This is a genomic window from Acinetobacter sp. Ac_3412 (genome assembly GCF_013072675.1).
GTDB classification, from domain to species: domain Bacteria; phylum Pseudomonadota; class Gammaproteobacteria; order Pseudomonadales; family Moraxellaceae; genus Acinetobacter; species Acinetobacter higginsii.
The window spans coordinates 56,786-73,025 of the sequence record NZ_LXUJ01000009.1 but is presented as its reverse complement, the minus strand read 5'-3'; the positions used below and the strand labels follow the sequence as shown (position 1 = coordinate 73,025).

Sequence of the window (16,240 nt, the reverse complement as noted above, 5' to 3'; positions counted from 1 at the left end):
ACTTACTGAAGATACTTTGATGCATAATCTTGGCTCAAAGCTCTAGCATCTGCTAATGCATTATGAGGAATTGTGGAATTTTTTGTACTAAGTGATAAATCGAGCAAAAAGCCTAGTACTGGCACGTTGATACATTGGCCCTGCCCCAATAGCAAAATACGGTTAAACAACTCTATATCTGAAGGATAATCAGCCACGATCGTGATGCTGCCCTCCTCTTGATTATTCACTTCCCATAAGAAACTACATAGCTTATCAACCAACTCCCACATAGGAATGATGGATTGCCCTAAAATTGGTATGACATGTTGTAAAACAAAGGGGGTTGGATTTTTGCATCCAACTGCCTCATAAAACTCATATTTACCATCAACGGATACCAAGCCTAATGAAATTAGTTCACCAGTACCTTGATCATGCCAGCCGTTAAATTCACAATCTAAAAAAAGATTCATTTATCACCACATAATTTATATACGTAAAGTCTATAATAACTTCAAATATTTTGGTTGATTAATAATCATAGCCGTTAACTCTATCTTTACATATAATTCTAGATGGTAGATTTTTACAGCTCCTCTTTGCTGCATACCTTCTTCTTTGTTTTTTTCTTTATATATTAGCTGAATAGCCTAGCTGCCATATTATCTAACAGTTCCTTTCTTGATTCCCAATCTGGCATCACTTGACTCATAAGCTGATAAGACCTCTCACTATGGTTATGTTCAGCTAAATGACAAGGTTCGTGCAGAAGCACATAATCAATACATTGAGTAGGTGCTTTAACCAGATAAGGATTTAAAACAAGTATTCATTGAGGTGAACAGCTTCCCCACTGTGTCTGCATCTTACTAACACGAAAATTTGGTTTTTCAGTAGCCCATAGGGCTCTACCCAAGACGTGCTCTAAACGTTTTAAAAATACGCTCTTCGCCTTTGCCTTGTACCAATGATCTAGCATTTCTTTAATATGCCCAGCATCCGTATTTATCTTAATTAATATTTTATTCACTTCTGCAGAACACAGTATTCTTTCATAGGAAAATGTTTCATCCTCATAAATAAAGCAGTCTGCCCAAGCTAATAGTCTGCAGTTACTATTAATACATTCGCAAGGCATCGAAGTGTATCAAATGACGATTTACGTGAGCCAGCGACTAAAAATAGTCGATAGAACTTGGCGGCAAGCTAACTCACCCAGACTCCATTTATATAATTACCTAGTAGCTTTTAACCGTCCTAAAAAAAGCCTTAAAGCTGAAAGCTCATTATTCAATCTAATTCGTCATAAAACAATTGACTAGTTTTTCAACATAAATTAAAAAATAGTTATATATCATGTCGATTTTGATATGTAACTTATGGAAAATACCCATGACCCGAGAACACGTAAGTCATCAAGATATTGCCCGTTTCGCTCAAGAAAGGGTCAATCTACCAAAAGAAAAAGCAAATGAATTTCGAGCACAAGCCAAACGTCTGCGCGATAGACTTGAGAATTATTTAAGTGAACATCCAGATTTCACTCTCAAAAAAATGATGTTGGCTGGAAGTCTAGCTAAAGGTACGGCACTACGCTCTCTTAACGACATTGATGTGGCATGTTATATCAGTGGGGCTGATGCACCACGTGATGTAAATACACTCATGGAGTATCTTGCAGAGCGGTTGCGTAAAGCATTCCCAAACTTTTCTCCAGATCAGGTTCAGCCAAAAACTTTCTGTGTAACGGTTTCTTTTCGTGGTTCTGGATTGGATGTTGATGTAGTACCAATATTGTATGATGGAAATCCGAATTGGTATGGGAATTTAGTAAGCCAAGACAACGGTTCATTTCTGATGACGAATATTCCTTATCATCTTGAATTTATAAGGAAACGCAAACAAGCACAGCCTGAACATTTTTCTCAAGTAGTTCGATTAATAAAATTTTGGGCAGCCCGAATGAAAGCTGCTAATGAAGGGTTCAGATTTAAATCATTCATGATAGAGTTGATACTCGCACACTTGTGTGATCGAGGCTTGTCATTAGCCGACTATCCTGAAGCTCTTCAGCATTTTTTCACCTATCTTGCAAAGACTGACCTCAAAGAAAAGGTTTTATTTACTGATTATTATCCAGCATCTACGGTTGAAAACTTTAATACTCGTGTTCAAATCATTGATCCTGTGAACGCTTCTAACAATGTCAGTCAGTTGTATACAGACTCCAATGCTAGCGCAATTTACGAGGCTGCACTTGATGCAGGTGATGCTATTGACGCAGCTTTATCCGCACCGACCAAGCAAGAGACTGTGTACTACTGGCAAAAAGTTTTTGGTGCATCATTCCAGGGGTAAATGAAATATGTCTAGCTTTACTAGTACCGAGTCAACGACTTTTACTGTTACTCATGCACGTCATATGGCAGCAAAGGTTGCGGCAGACTTGAAGCGTATGCAACGATTTTATGAGCGACCTACAGACGATCATATTACAAATATTGAAACAGAAGTGATTGAGCTTCTAAAGGCCGGCTATTTTGGTACTCTCACTTTGGGATTTAAACGCAACGATCAATGGATTGAACCCACGCTGAGATACACGGCACTTGATCTTTCTGGAACGGGGGCTACTGATGATGACCCTGGTCGCGTAAGGCCAGGGGCCGATACTTCGGGAGCATCATTCTATAATTACCATACTTATTCATCTACATGGAATGCCCTCAACCAAGCCCAAAAAGATGCTTTTGAAGCACGGATGCCATATCAGCGTACTGGTGCTCAAGAACCAACAGTAAACGGATATTTGGAAACTGATAAAAATTACTCAGCTGGAGGGAAAGCATTGAGTAGAGCAAGCGTAAGGAGCAATAAATGACTTCACATAATACACCGTCACTTGATCAACTTTTCGAGAAAAGACTTAATTTCCCAGATTTCGAGCCTCAAGAAAGATTAGCAAAACTGGTTGGGCTTGATGATCAAAAAGCTCGTCTTACTAAGATACTTAGCCTTCTAGTTAACCCTTCAGGTTTAAGAACTTGGGCACAACAATTTCATCCTGATGCTGAAGATTTATTGAAGTATGTACTTCGTCGTCCACCACTTGTGGTATTAGCAGGAGATGTTGGTTCAGGGAAAACAGAACTCGCGGAAACTATCGGTGATGCTGTTGCACGACAGGACAATATTGATATCACCTTGTATCCTCTTAGTTTATCAAGTAGAGGACAAGGTCGTGTTGGAGAAATGACTCAACTTTTATCAGCCGCATTTGACTATACAGTAGAAGCCGCCACTAGACTTAAAAATGCAGACGGTACAGCACGTGGAGCTGTCATTCTTTTAGTAGATGAAGCAGATGCTCTTGCCCAATCTCGAGAATCAGCTCAAATGCATCATGAAGACCGTGCAGGAGTTAACGCATTTATACGGGGTATTGATCGAATTGCTAATGGTCAATTGCCAGCTGCCGTTATTATGTGTACAAATCGGATTGGAGCACTTGATCCCGCGGTTAAACGCAGAGCAGCAGATATTCTGACTTTTGAACGACCTAATGAAATACAACGTTATGCTGTTCTCAGTAAATCTCTTCAGGCTCTAGGTTTTACTGATGATGAAATTAATCACTTTGTGGCCGCAACAGGCGAGAAAGCTGATAGTTGTGGTTTTACTTTTTCCGATTTAACTCAGCGACTTCTCCCAACAATTGTTCTTGATGCCTATCCAGCGCATAGCGTTAAGTTTGAACGAGCATTGGAAATCACTAATCAAATGAATCCAACGCCACCATTTGAAGAGAAAAAAATATGAGTGAGTGGTCGTTATCAACATTATTTAGTAATTTCCATAAAGATATCCAACTTCGCCTTGAAATTGCACGACAATCATTTTCCCATCCTGGAACAAAAGGTGATGCTAGTGAGTCAGTATGGCTTGAGATGCTTAATACTTATCTTCCGCAACGCTACTCTGCGGATAAAGCTTTCATTGTAGATAGTAATGGCATTTTCAGTGAGCAAATTGATATCGTAGTTTATGATAGACAGTATTCTCCTTTCATTTTCAAATATGAAGGACAAACAATCATCCCAGCTGAAAGTGTTTATGCTGTTTTCGAAGCAAAACAAACAATTAATGCTTCACATGTTGCATATGCTCGACAAAAAATAGCTTCAGTAAGAGCCTTGCATCGCACCAGCTTACCAATACCTTATGCTAAGGGAACTTATCCAGCAAAACCATTAATTCCTATCTTAGGTGGAATTCTAACGCTAGAAAGTGATTGGTCACCATGTGATGGTGAACCATTAAGGAACGCTTTAGGGGATGGAAGCACAGAGATAGATCATATAGATATCGGATGTGTAGCAGCACACGGACACTTTATTTGGGATTCTACTAGTAAAGCTTATACATTTATATCAGAAAGAAAACCAGCAACTGCGTTTCTATTCCAGCTTATTTCAATGTTGCAGTTTAGCGGTACTGTGCCAATGATCGATGTGAATGCATATGCCGAATGGTTATCAGATTAGTATGCTATTCCAAAATTTTATTCGTACAAATCACGATATTATTCAGGCAAATGAGTCAGAATTTGATTTCTTAGATCGTTGTGCTTGGCCAAAAGCCCAGCACATGCGATCACTTTTAGAGCAATGTCTGAATAATTATCCTGTAATCGAGCAACCCGAAATAATAGCTCGTTTAAAATCAGGCGATCCGAGACAATTTACTTCAACTACTTTTGAACTTCTGCTACATCAATATTTAATAAATCAAAATTTTACACTGTCTCCTCACCCGGAATTAGCAAATGGTTCAGCTAAACGCCCAGATTTCTTGGTCACATGCCCAGACGGAAATCAGTTTTATTTGGAAGCAATTTGTACTTCGGAAAATGATGGTAAAAATGATTCTACAGAAACATTAAAAGAATCAACCCTAAACTATCTTAATTCTAAACCCCATCCAAATTTTTTTCTTTCGATTAGCTGTTCTGGAAATCCTTTAACTCAACCTAGTGGTAAAAAATTATACTCAAAGATTAAACCATGGCTAGACTCACTTGATCCTGATATCGTATTAGCTGAGTCAGAAAAGAATGGATATTCTGCATTTCCCCAAATTACATGGGTACATGAGGAATGGGAAGTTACGATAGATGCTATCCCTTTGAAAAGTGAATATCGAGGAACACACGAACAACTTATCGGGATTCGTAGTTATGGAGCGAGTTGGATTAACGGTTGGATACCTATTCGGGATGCAATTCAAAAAAAGACAAACAGATATGGACAATTAGATTTGCCGTTGATTGTTGCTGTCAATGTTAATAGCTTTAGACTTAACCAAATTGATGAATTACAGGCACTCTTTGGTGAGGAAAAAATTAGTTTTAATTTTAAAAACTTAGATAATTATCATTATTCTAGAGTTCCAAATGGAGCTTGGATTGGCCCATCTGGACCAAAAGGGAGAAGATGTAGTGGTGCCTGGCTCTTTGGAAACCTTTCTATATATTCATTAGCTAATGTAGGCCACACTCTCTATATAAACCCTTGGTCAAATTTCCCCTTACCTTCATCTGCATTAATAATGCCAAATGCAAAAAAAGATGGAAATCAAATTAAGTTAATAGAAGGGAAATCATTTAAAGATGTTTTTAATCTCAGTAAGAATTGGCCCAATGAATAGACTCATTGGCAGACTATAAGACCTTGTAGAGTTTCAGAGATATTTTTTAATAGATGTCTTGAACAAGCAAAAGATCCCAATCATAAACAGTAACTTAAAACATGTTTTTCCAGAATAATAAGCATTTCTATCAAGTTAATAGTTAACTTATATAATTCCATTTTTCAGAAAATGACAGCTTATGTATCGCAAAACTCTGAAAATGACAATAATTGTGTCGCTGAAATTGTCATTATGTGTCGTATTGATCGCTAAGTTTTTGAATTTCTGAAATGGAAAATGACAACATATGTGTCGTGTGACGACCTGCTATAAAGAAACCGCCATAAATGGCGGTTTCTTTATTGATTAAATTAAATGAATTTTACTTTTATCAACAATAAAAGTTTATATCATTCAATACCATCTAAGTTTTAATAAGTGATAGGGCATCTTTCATGTAAAATATGATAGATGACTTAGTTAAAGTTTCATTCGAATAAATTTTCTAATTACTTTACGCTTGAGAATTCGAACCTAGAGTTTCCAAAAACTGATATTCTTCTGAGTCTGTCGAGAAAGAAGCTTTTAAGTTGCTAAAAGCTAATTGGCAAATATTCTCATCTAAGGTTTGAGTAACATTAAAAATATTTTGCAATAAGAACTTATTTGAATAAGATGTATCATTCAACACCTCTATAACTTGCTTATATTTAAACCAGAAATCCTTATGTACTTCACTTTTTAATGCCTCGGATTTTTTCCTTAACTCTATTTTCAATCCACAATATATAAACCAAGTATTCACAACATTTTGCGGATCAATTATTGGATTAGACTCTAACAACTTACCTATCAAACTTAATATAACCCTAGGATTTAAACTGTTTATATCAACATAACTAAACATATTGAAAAAAAAGAGTTTTTTATCCAAAAAACTATTTCTTTCATCAAGAAGTTTATCAAAAATATCTTTAAAATCAGTAAGTTCATAGTTACAAATATCAGGCTTACCTAGATAAAAATTAACCAACTCTCCCAAAAAATCAAGACGAATATTAAAACCCACAATTCCAAGAGAAAAACAACTAACAATCTTTTCAAAAAAAAGATCTTTACTTAAAACATTTTTATAAAAAAGAAACTCTAAAACATTAAAAACATTTGCAAATGAAACGTTAGAATCAAACTCTGACATTAAGACCGAAAGATAAAAATCATCAGTTAAAAAAAGAATTCTTTCACCTTCTAAAATACCATCATAATGAAAATCATTTATTTCATTCTCACAAACTAACTGCAACCGCTCTATATTATTTTGAATCGATTTTAAAATTAAACCTGAAACCTGACTATTAGGAGAAATAGAGTTATAAGTAGTTAGACTTATTCGCTTGAACACTGAATCTAATATTAAAAAGTTTGGCAGCAAGTTTAAAAAAACATCTAATAAACTCAAATCACTAAGAATTAATAAAGATGTCTCTTCAATTAAAATATTATTAGTGTTCTCAATAGAATTTAAAAAAATTTCAACTTCCATTTGATGTGAATGAATTATCTTAAACTCTAACTCCTCCTCCGTACAATGCTTTGACAACATCCATGTTGTGTAGACATCTCTGGTATTTTGTAAGAACTCTCCACGCATAAAAAAAGGTATAGGAAGCTCTCTATTCCTCATTTTTTGTTTATTTATTTTCCATCTCTCTTCTTGTTCAGGAGTAATTCCTGTTAATACCCTAAAAGATTCCAAGAAACCTTCAACCCCACTTTCAACATTTATCTCACCTCTTCTTAAAATTTTTGAATTAGGAAAACTTTCAAAATATCTATTACTTCTTTCTTCAAAATTATTAATTTCTTCATTATCTTCAAAAGGATTATACAACATACATAATTGTAAATAATCACCCTCATGTTCAACATTATTTCGATTAATTAAATCCCCATATTTCAAAATAGCCAATTTTAATTTATCATTATAAACCTCATTGTTAGCATATATTTCAATCAATCTCCTAACAATATAAATTTCCTCATCTTGACCTTTAAATTTAACCAAATTATTTTCCAATATATCCATGACCTCCTCTATAAAACCTAAAGAAAAGCACAAATCTATGTAAAATTTTTGATTCAATTGTTCCGCACTATCTTCTTGAATAGCTTCACGGATTATATTATATGCATTCCCCACTTTACCTTGATTCTTTAAAGCACCAGCCATTACTAATTTCCACTTAGAAATAGCAATACCTTTATTTATATTTTTTTCTGCTAATACTTCAGCTTCCTTCCATCTGCCAGTTGTGAAAAATGCTTGTGCTAAATCTAGATATCTACTTTTTCTAAGTTCTCTCACATTCAAGATTTGCTCAGCCAATTCAATTATTTGATGAGCTGATTGAGTTTCATGTGGATTTAAATATGGTAACAATTGCTCTGCTATGACTAAAGGTTTACCAAGTTTTAAATAGGTTTGATATAAATCTTGAGTAAATTCATATCGTCGACTTTTATCATTGTTTGATTCCATAACAAATTTTTGAATAGCAAGAAAAGCTTCACCTTCTGGTAGTTTTTTGACAATTTCCCTATATTTGTCAACTAAATCCATTTTTAACATTGCTTCAGCAATTTCAATACCATTACAAAAAATCGCAGGAATATTGTCTTTCCCTGAGCTTATTAAGATATCTTCATATTTATGAATAAAATCTAAACATTGCTTATAATGTCCTAAGTACGAATATGAAAGTATTTTTATTCCACACTCATCTGCATCAAGGTCTCCTAAACTCTCTAACTCCTCTAGCAAATCAACTGTCTTTTTATAATTTCTACAATTAAAGAGTATTCTAATATATGGTTTTATTATTTCTTTGTTACGAGGTCGCTCGGCCAAAATATTATCAACAAAAACTATTAGTTCATCTAATTTATTGAAATATCCATAAATTAAAGCACTGATATCCATGAGTATTATCACATCACTTGGATAACCCAATTTCTTAGCAGAATTCCACGCTTTTTGTAAAAACTCATATGATAATTTCATCCCCACAACATCATAGTTTGCAAGCCCATCAAGCGGCAAAATTTCTCCAAACACTCCTATCTGATTTGAGGATTTATGAAAATATCTTCGTGCGGCTAAAGAATAAAAATCATATTTTTTTCTTTCACTATCAAAGTTTGAATTAATATTTTCTTCAATAATTTTATCAAGTTCTTGATAAAGCTCTCCGATAGTACATATTCCCATTTGAGCGGTAATTTCATTTGGATATTTTTGTTTTAAAATATTTAATGCTTCAAATGGTTTTTTTAACAAAGCAAGGGATTTTGCTTTAATAACACATTTAGTAAAATCACTCTCATCCAAAATATTAATTATTTTTTTAAGTTCTTGCTCGGATGGCATTGAGTCTAATTTAAATTTAGATTGCAAATATGCTAACTGATAACGCTCTTTTTGATTTTTCTCATATGATAATTTATATAGGTTCTCTGCCTCATCAAAAAAACCTTCGTACGAAGAAATATTAGCCTTTTGATAAAAAAACTCTGCAAACTCATGTGTTGTAAAATTTTCTTTTTTTTCTTCTAGTTTTTCTAATATTTTTTTTGCATCTTTTACACGATTATTTAATAAAAAATCAGAGCATGATTTTAGCTCTGTTGCCACTTCGCCAGAAGGATTATCAATCCAAGGTGCTTCGCTTTGTTTTTCAATGCTTTTTAGGAAAATAGGCTTTTCAATAATTCTTTTAGCTAAAAACTCTACAGTTTCTGGAATTGATTTATCTTGATCACTAATACCTTTCTTTAACTCAGAGAAAGCTAGCTTTTCTCTAAACCTACTTACATAAAAATCATAAATATCAAGATCCTGATTTAAATTATTAGTAGTAGGTATTTGAATTGAAATATTTTCCTGATTTTTAATCTTATCAAAATTCTGCCTAAACCATTCATCATCCAACCAAAAATAATAAATAGGACATTCATATAATTTTCTGTCACTTAGGATATCAACAATAGCAACCATAACAAGTGGGTCTTGTCGTAAATAATATTCTAAAGTACTTGTTTTAAAAGGATGTGAAATAAAAGTTTTTGATTCGCTGTATTTAGGTGATTTAGTACCTTTTAATTGTAAATAGAAAGAAAATTCAACATGACTATCATTATTTTTTAATTGTATAAGATAGTCGATGCCATAATCAGAATCACCATCCAGTTCTTTTTCTATCCAATTATCAGGCAACTGATTAACTAAAGCTCTTTTCGCTAATCGACCAATTCTTTGACTTTCACCTTCTTTGGGTAAATTTATCATAACTTACAATCCGAACTTGTACTTTTCAATGTAAACTTTAATATAATGATTTTTAATAAAAATACCTAATTAAAATAATAAAAATTAAATCATTCAGAAATAAAGTTTCTTATGACCCCACCCCCACCAACCACCCCTCCAATAACTTCCCTTTATCCACCTTATTCCCACTCAACAACTGCACCATTGCCCCATCCACCACAAATAAGAACATCTGTGCGTCTGCTTTGGCAACATTGATATCCGTCCTTGCCAACAACATATAAATTTCACGAATCAACCAGTTTCGGTACTCCACCACCATCTCATAAGCTTTCGGATAACGTGCTTTAATTTCAAAAACTGCTCGAAACAATAAATGGTACAACCCTTCTACATCGGCATGCAAAAAGAAAATCCGTTTCAGCTTTTCACGCCCTGATAAGTTTTTATTGGCATAGAGAATTGAACGGACTTCTTTCTTGAGTGCCGTTCTCTGCAAGCTTAGCGTCATTTCAACCAAATGCTCTTTGGAGTGAAAGTATTTATAAAAGGTGCCTTTGGCAATTTGTGACGCATCAATAATCAGGTCGACCCCAACATGATGAAAGCCATCTTGATTAAACAGTGTTTGCGAGGTATCCAAGACTTTTAAAGCACGATAAGTCAAAGCAAAAGGTGGCATATCATTTCCATGATTGAATAATTTTTTGTTGTTGCTTAACCAGATCAAGCGGCCATTTATGTTGCAATGAGCAAAAAAAAGGCACGCAAAGACCCGATAAGACGGCCTGAGCGCATCTCAAGTTTTATTGTTGATATGATTTTTTAGTCGTGACAAAGTACTGTTTGAATTACGGAATGCAATCAAACGGCGTCAAAGACTACTGAAGAAGAATAAAAATACAGTGCATGGCCAACTCCTACAAAATTCGGAACGCTGCCAAGACATAAAGATTATGGTGGCAGGGAGAAAGAGGGTTAGCAGACTGAACCTAAGAATCAGCACGCCCGAAGGCGTCCCCCTTTCGCCCTACCGCTACAAAAGGGGGACGAACGAGTCTACATCAAAAAAACAAGGTTTTTCAATGCACTTAGGAAACGGTCTGCTAAAACCGACTGGCGATGTAGGCCAGCGCTTAAAGAATAAGCGGTGAGTTTAAGGGTGTCAATGTTACACTTTGGGCCAAATCAGTTTTATTATTATTTTTCAATAGATTATATTGTTTATTATTTTTAAATTATGATATAAATGTATTTTAATAATAAGCCAATCGGCTTAAAGCATCCTGCTTTAAGCGACTTCAGTTTGCCCTACTTGGTGATAAGCACGATTAAAATAAACCAAGCTTTGATCATGTCCACTTTGTTGAACCGCCACAATACGACAAATAAAAATCGTATGGGTTCCAACTTCCTGAATTTGATCAATCTCGCAATCGAAATTCACCAAGGCATCATCCAAAACAGGCGCACCTGTTTCCAGTTCTGACCAAGCACCGTGTTTAAAACGTTCTTCTGGACTCAATTTAGACGAAAAGGCTTTAGAAATATGTTGATGATCTGCACTTAACACATTCACGCTTAAGATTTTATTGTCGACGAAATGCACATGCGAACTCGATGCTCGATTCATACACACCAATAAAGTCGGAGGCGTATCGGTGACGCTACATACAGCAGATGCAGTAAAGCCAAAACGACCAGACATGCCCGTGGTGGTAATCACACTGACCGCACTGGTGAGTAAAGACATTGCATCTCTAAAATCTGTTGCTTCAACCATCACTTTATACCTCAATTAAACCCGAGCTTTACGGTGGTATCAAGGGCGCACATACTCGCCCTTTCTACCTCACAACATCAGTGCATTTTAGCCTTGCAGTTCTTGACGAATAATTTCCGCACCTGCACTTAAAGCATTTAGCTTGCCACGCGCAACATCACGCGCCAAAGGTGCCATACCACAGTTGGTTGATGGATACAGCTTATCTGCATCGACAAACTGAAGTGCTTTACGTAAGGTATCGGCAACTTCTTCTGGCGTTTCAACCGTGTTGCTCGCCACGTCAATCGCACCCACCATCACCTTTTTACCGCGAATCAATTCAATCAGATCCATCGGCACACGCGAGTTGTGACATTCCAGCGAGATGATATCAAGTTTTGACTGCTGTAGCTTTGGAAAAGCCTCTTCATATTGGCGCCATTCAGAACCGAGGGTCTTTTTCCAGTCGGTATTGGCTTTGATGCCGTAACCATAGCAAATGTGCACCGCAGTTTCACACTTCAAACCTTCAAGCGCACGCTCTAAAGTCGCCACACCCCAGTCATTCACTTCATCAAAGAACACGTTAAACGCAGGTTCATCGAACTGGATAATATCCACGCCCGCCGCTTCTAACTCTTTGGCTTCTTCATTCAGGATCTTGGCAAATTCCCATGCCAATTTTTCACGGCTTTTATAATGTGCATCATACAATGTATCAATCATGGTCATTGGACCTGGCAACGCCCATTTGATTGGTTGATTGGTTTGCTGACGCAAGAACTTGGCATCTTCAACAAAAACAGGCTTTTGACGAGATACAGCACCGACTACAGTCGGAACACTAGCATCATAACGATTACGGATACGCACCGTCTCGCGTTTCTCAAAATCAACACCCGTAAGATGCTCAATAAAAGTCGTCACAAAGTGCTGACGGGTTTGCTCGCCATCACTGACAATATCAATGCCTGCCACTTGCTGCTCATGCAAAGACAAACGCAGTGCATCCTGTTTACCTTCAATCAGACCTTGCTCTTGCAATTTCCATGGTGACCAAAGCTTTTCAGGCTCTGCCAACCAAGACGGTTTCGGTAAGCTACCCGCAGTCGACGTTGGTAATAATCTTTTCATCATCAATAACCTTATATTTTCAATAAATTAGTGCGCGTAACTTTTTTGCGAGTTGTTTTGTGCTGCATAACTGGCAGACCACTGTTCAAGCGTCTCGCGGTATGGTTTGATGAATTGTTCTTCAACAAATTTGCCTTGTTCAATCGCCAAACGACTACGTTCTTCTCGATCATATACAATGCGAGTCAGTGAATAATCTTGGTTGCTCAAACTTGGTTGATACGATTTGCCTGCCACTGAATTAGCATTGTAAATTTCAGGACGGTAAATCTTCTGGAAGCTTTCCATGGTGCTGATAGTGCTGATCAACTCCAGATTGCTGTAATCCGCCAACAAATCCCCAGAGAAATAGAAGGCCAACGGCGCGACACTATTTGGCGGCATGAAATAACGCACTTTTAAGCCCATTTTCTGGAAATACTCATCCGTTAATGAATATTCATCTTGCAAATATTCCGTCCCCAATACTGGATGCTGATTTTCAGTACGTTGATAGACCTTGCTGCTGGAAACACTGAGGCAGATCACAGGTGGTTTTTTAAAGTTTGCCTTGTAAGTCTCTGACTCAATAAAGCTCTTGAACAAGTTGCCATGTAAGTCGCCGAAGTTCTCTGGTGTGCTAAATCCAGACTGATTTTTATTATGCTCAAGCAATAACACACTGAAATCATAATCACGTACATAAGAAGAGAAGTTGTTGCCAACAATACCTTCAATACGCTCATTGGTTTTTTTATCGACAATATTGGTTTTTAAAATTTCAATCAAAGGCAATGCATTGCTGTCAGTGCCCGCTTCAACCTTCATCTCAACAGAAATAATCTCAAGCTCGACCGCATAACGATCCCCTTCTGGATTATCCCAATGCGCCAAGGTATTGAAACGATTGTCGATCATTTTTAGGGTATTACGCAGATTTTCTTGGCGGCTTTGACCACGAGCCAAATTGGCAAAGTTGGTTGTAATACGGGTATTTTCTGATGGGTAATAGTTCTCATCAAAACGAATACTCTTGATCGTAAAATTAAATGCGCTACTCATTTTAATCCGCCACCCTAATTTCTGAGATAAATCTGAATTTCTGTATAGAGTGATTTATACCCTAATCAAGAGATGAATAAAAATGATTTAATCTAAGTCGAAAATGAATAAAATTCACTTTAATAAATTTGCTGAGATGAAAATGGCTCAGCATCCTCGATTGATGACACGTTGAAAGATGAATATCGCTCAGGGGATTTTGAACTGATCTGGATAACGCATAGGGTGCATATAAATCATACCAAGCGGCATTGTTCTCTCTTCGATTGCATCCCTCATTAATGCTTAACTGCGCATTTTGTTATTATCTAAATCATCTTATTTGGTCAAAATGTGACTGATCTCTCTAAACCATAAGTCTAAGATTTACTAGAACTTTCTACAACTTTTACACAATAAATCATCAAAGTTGGCTTGATTTGTACATTTTGAAACATTAGTTCAACCAAAATACCGTCTAAATTAAAGTAAAATTCATGAACTAACTTCTTCAACATCAGTGTTAAGGCGATCCCTTGCCGTACTGATGTGCCTTTATTGCGCCTGTACATCATTTAAATTCTTTCTCTCTATATCGCTTGTCATATAGAGCGTCATTTAATTTTTAAGGTAAATTGAATGAAAAAATTTTGGAAATATTTATTAGTACTACTCGTAGTATTAATTATTATTGCAATTGCCTTTCTTTTTAGACCAGTTGCGTCTAAGGCAATTAAAACCACCAGTAACGAACCAACTGTCGATGTTGTACTCATCGGCGGCGGGATCATGAGTGCCACTTTAGGTACTTACCTCAACGAGTTACAACCCGACTGGAATATCCGCATGTATGAACGTCTTGATGCTGTTGCACAAGAAAGTTCAAACGGTTTTAACAACGCGGGTACAGGCCACTCAGGCTTTATGGAAATGAACTATACCGAAGAAAAAGACGGTAAAATGGACATTTCTAAAGCTGTAAACGTGGCAGATCAGTTTGAAATTGCCAAACAGTTCTGGGCATACCAAGTGAAGCAAGGTGTACTCGAAACACCAACGACCTTCATTAACCCAGTACCACACATTGCTTTCGTATGGGGCGATAACGTGAATTTCATGGAAAAGCGTTATGCTGCCATGGTTCAAAATCCGTTATTCGCTGGTATGAAATTGAGTGAAGACAAAGCTGAAATTCAACAATGGGCACCATTGGTGATGGACGGTCGTGATCCTCAACAAAAAGTGGCTGCAACCCGTATGGACGTTGGTTCTGACGTGAACTACGGTGCAATCACCAAGCAGTTGATTGGCAACCTTGAAAAGAGTCCAAACTTCAAACTCAGCACTTCAACTGAAGTGACAGGCATCAGCAAAAACGATGACAACACTTGGTCTGTGGCTTTCAAAGATTTGAAATCTGGCAAAGTTGATCATGTGAAAACACGTTTTGTGTTTATTGGTGCGGGCGGTGCTGCAATTAAATTATTGCAAATGACTGGCTTACCAGAAGCGCAACAATATGCTGGCTTCCCTGTTGGTGGTGAGTTCCTTGTAACTGACAATCCTGCGGTAACAGCAAAACACACTGCTAAAGTGTATGGTCGTGCTGATCTTGGCGCGCCTCCGATGTCTGTACCACATATCGATACTCGTTATATCGACGGTAAAAAATATGTGTTGTTTGGCCCATTCGCAACTTATTCAAACAAGTTCCTGAAAAATGGTTCACAGCTTGATTTGCTTGCATCGACCAACAAAAACAACGTGTTGCCTATGGCTGCAATTGGCCTACAAAATGCTGATCTTGTTCAGTATCTGGTAAGCCAAGTGTTAATGTCTGATGCAGATCGTTTCAATGAGTTGAAAAAATACTACCCTGAAGCTGATCCAAAAGACTGGCATTTACAACAAGGTGGTCAACGCGTTCAGATCATCAAAAAAGAGCCGGGCAAACCTGCTAAATTGCAATTCGGTACTGAAATCTTTGCATCTAAAGATAAATCTGTAACTGCATTGTTAGGTGCTTCTCCGGGTGCGTCTACATCACCTTACATCATGCTTAACTTGCTTGAAAAAGCATTCCCTGAGCAAACTAAAGGTGTATGGAATGACAAATTGCATGAGATCGTACGTTCTTATGGTAAAGACCTTTCAACAGATCCAGCGTTGTTAGATCAAATCCGTCAGTACTCAAGTTCAACTTTGGGCTTGAACTATACGACTCCAGCAAACTTAGTTCCTGCTAAGAAAGTTGTTAAAGCTGAAGCTGTTGCTCAATAAGTAACGCGAAGCACATCAAAAAGGGAGGAGTTTCAACTCTTCCC

General features: G+C 36.7%; 12 protein-coding genes and 1 pseudogene. 6 read left to right on the top strand and 7 right to left on the bottom strand.

Features of this window, described 5'->3' with window-relative positions:
- Positions 1-2: 2 nt before the first annotated feature.
- Positions 3-455 carry a hypothetical protein gene (locus A7P54_RS08885; protein WP_171549353.1) on the bottom strand — a complete coding sequence of 151 codons (453 nt, stop codon included), beginning with the start codon at positions 453-455 and terminating at the stop codon, positions 3-5.
- A 164-nt stretch (positions 456-619) separates the two neighbouring features.
- Positions 620-1,120 (bottom strand): annotated as a pseudogene (locus A7P54_RS08880) (YgjP-like metallopeptidase domain-containing protein).
- Positions 1,121-1,374: 254 nt separating this feature from the next.
- Here A7P54_RS08880 and A7P54_RS08875 point away from each other — a divergent pair.
- The 5 genes from A7P54_RS08875 to A7P54_RS18835 are packed head-to-tail and all read left to right on the top strand — an operon-like array spanning position 1,375 to position 5,688.
- Positions 1,375-2,340, top strand: a complete 966-nt coding sequence (locus A7P54_RS08875; RefSeq protein WP_020753576.1) for a CBASS oligonucleotide cyclase — start codon at positions 1,375-1,377, stop codon at positions 2,338-2,340.
- A gap of 7 nt (positions 2,341-2,347) precedes the next feature.
- Positions 2,348-2,863 carry a hypothetical protein gene (locus tag A7P54_RS08870; protein WP_171549352.1) on the top strand — a complete coding sequence of 172 codons (516 nt, stop codon included), beginning with the start codon at positions 2,348-2,350 and terminating at the stop codon, positions 2,861-2,863.
- The gene (locus A7P54_RS08865; RefSeq protein WP_171549351.1) at positions 2,860-3,801 is read left to right on the top strand and encodes an AAA family ATPase; all 942 of its coding nucleotides are present in this window, start codon (positions 2,860-2,862) and stop codon (positions 3,799-3,801) included. The genes A7P54_RS08870 and A7P54_RS08865 overlap by 4 nt, the downstream gene beginning before the upstream one ends.
- Positions 3,798-4,526 carry a DUF6602 domain-containing protein gene (locus A7P54_RS08860; protein WP_171549350.1) on the top strand — a complete coding sequence of 243 codons (729 nt, stop codon included), beginning with the start codon at positions 3,798-3,800 and terminating at the stop codon, positions 4,524-4,526. The genes A7P54_RS08865 and A7P54_RS08860 overlap by 4 nt, the downstream gene beginning before the upstream one ends.
- Positions 4,504-5,688: a hypothetical protein gene (locus A7P54_RS18835; protein ID WP_216077072.1), complete on the top strand. Its 1,185-nt coding sequence runs from the start codon at positions 4,504-4,506 to the stop codon at positions 5,686-5,688. Before A7P54_RS08860 ends, A7P54_RS18835 begins: the two co-directional genes overlap by 23 nt.
- A gap of 496 nt (positions 5,689-6,184) precedes the next feature.
- Here A7P54_RS18835 and A7P54_RS08850 read toward each other — a convergent pair whose 3' ends face one another.
- The 5 genes from A7P54_RS08850 to A7P54_RS08830 form a co-directional block, all read right to left on the bottom strand.
- A complete protein-coding gene (locus A7P54_RS08850; protein ID WP_171549349.1) occupies positions 6,185-10,015 on the bottom strand; it encodes a DUF4365 domain-containing protein in 3,831 nt (1,276 codons plus the stop codon).
- Between the two features lie 109 nt (positions 10,016-10,124).
- Positions 10,125-10,679, bottom strand: coding sequence for a TetR/AcrR family transcriptional regulator (locus A7P54_RS08845; RefSeq protein ID WP_171549348.1), 555 nt, complete (start codon positions 10,677-10,679; stop codon positions 10,125-10,127).
- 609 nt (positions 10,680-11,288) lie between these two features.
- Complete coding sequence (locus tag A7P54_RS08840) at positions 11,289-11,780, bottom strand: flavin reductase (protein ID WP_005312434.1); 492 nt, start codon at positions 11,778-11,780, stop codon at positions 11,289-11,291.
- 87 nt (positions 11,781-11,867) lie between these two features.
- Positions 11,868-12,896, bottom strand: a complete 1,029-nt coding sequence (locus A7P54_RS08835) for a methionine synthase (RefSeq protein WP_032812745.1) — start codon at positions 12,894-12,896, stop codon at positions 11,868-11,870.
- 27 nt (positions 12,897-12,923) lie between these two features.
- Positions 12,924-13,937 carry a DUF1852 domain-containing protein gene (locus A7P54_RS08830; RefSeq protein WP_171549347.1) on the bottom strand — a complete coding sequence of 338 codons (1,014 nt, stop codon included), beginning with the start codon at positions 13,935-13,937 and terminating at the stop codon, positions 12,924-12,926.
- 618 nt (positions 13,938-14,555) lie between these two features.
- On the opposite strand from A7P54_RS08830, the gene mqo reads away from it, so the two are divergent.
- Complete coding sequence (gene mqo / locus A7P54_RS08825) at positions 14,556-16,196, top strand: malate dehydrogenase (quinone) (RefSeq protein WP_171549346.1); 1,641 nt, start codon at positions 14,556-14,558, stop codon at positions 16,194-16,196.
- The last annotated feature ends 44 nt before the right edge of the window (positions 16,197-16,240 follow it).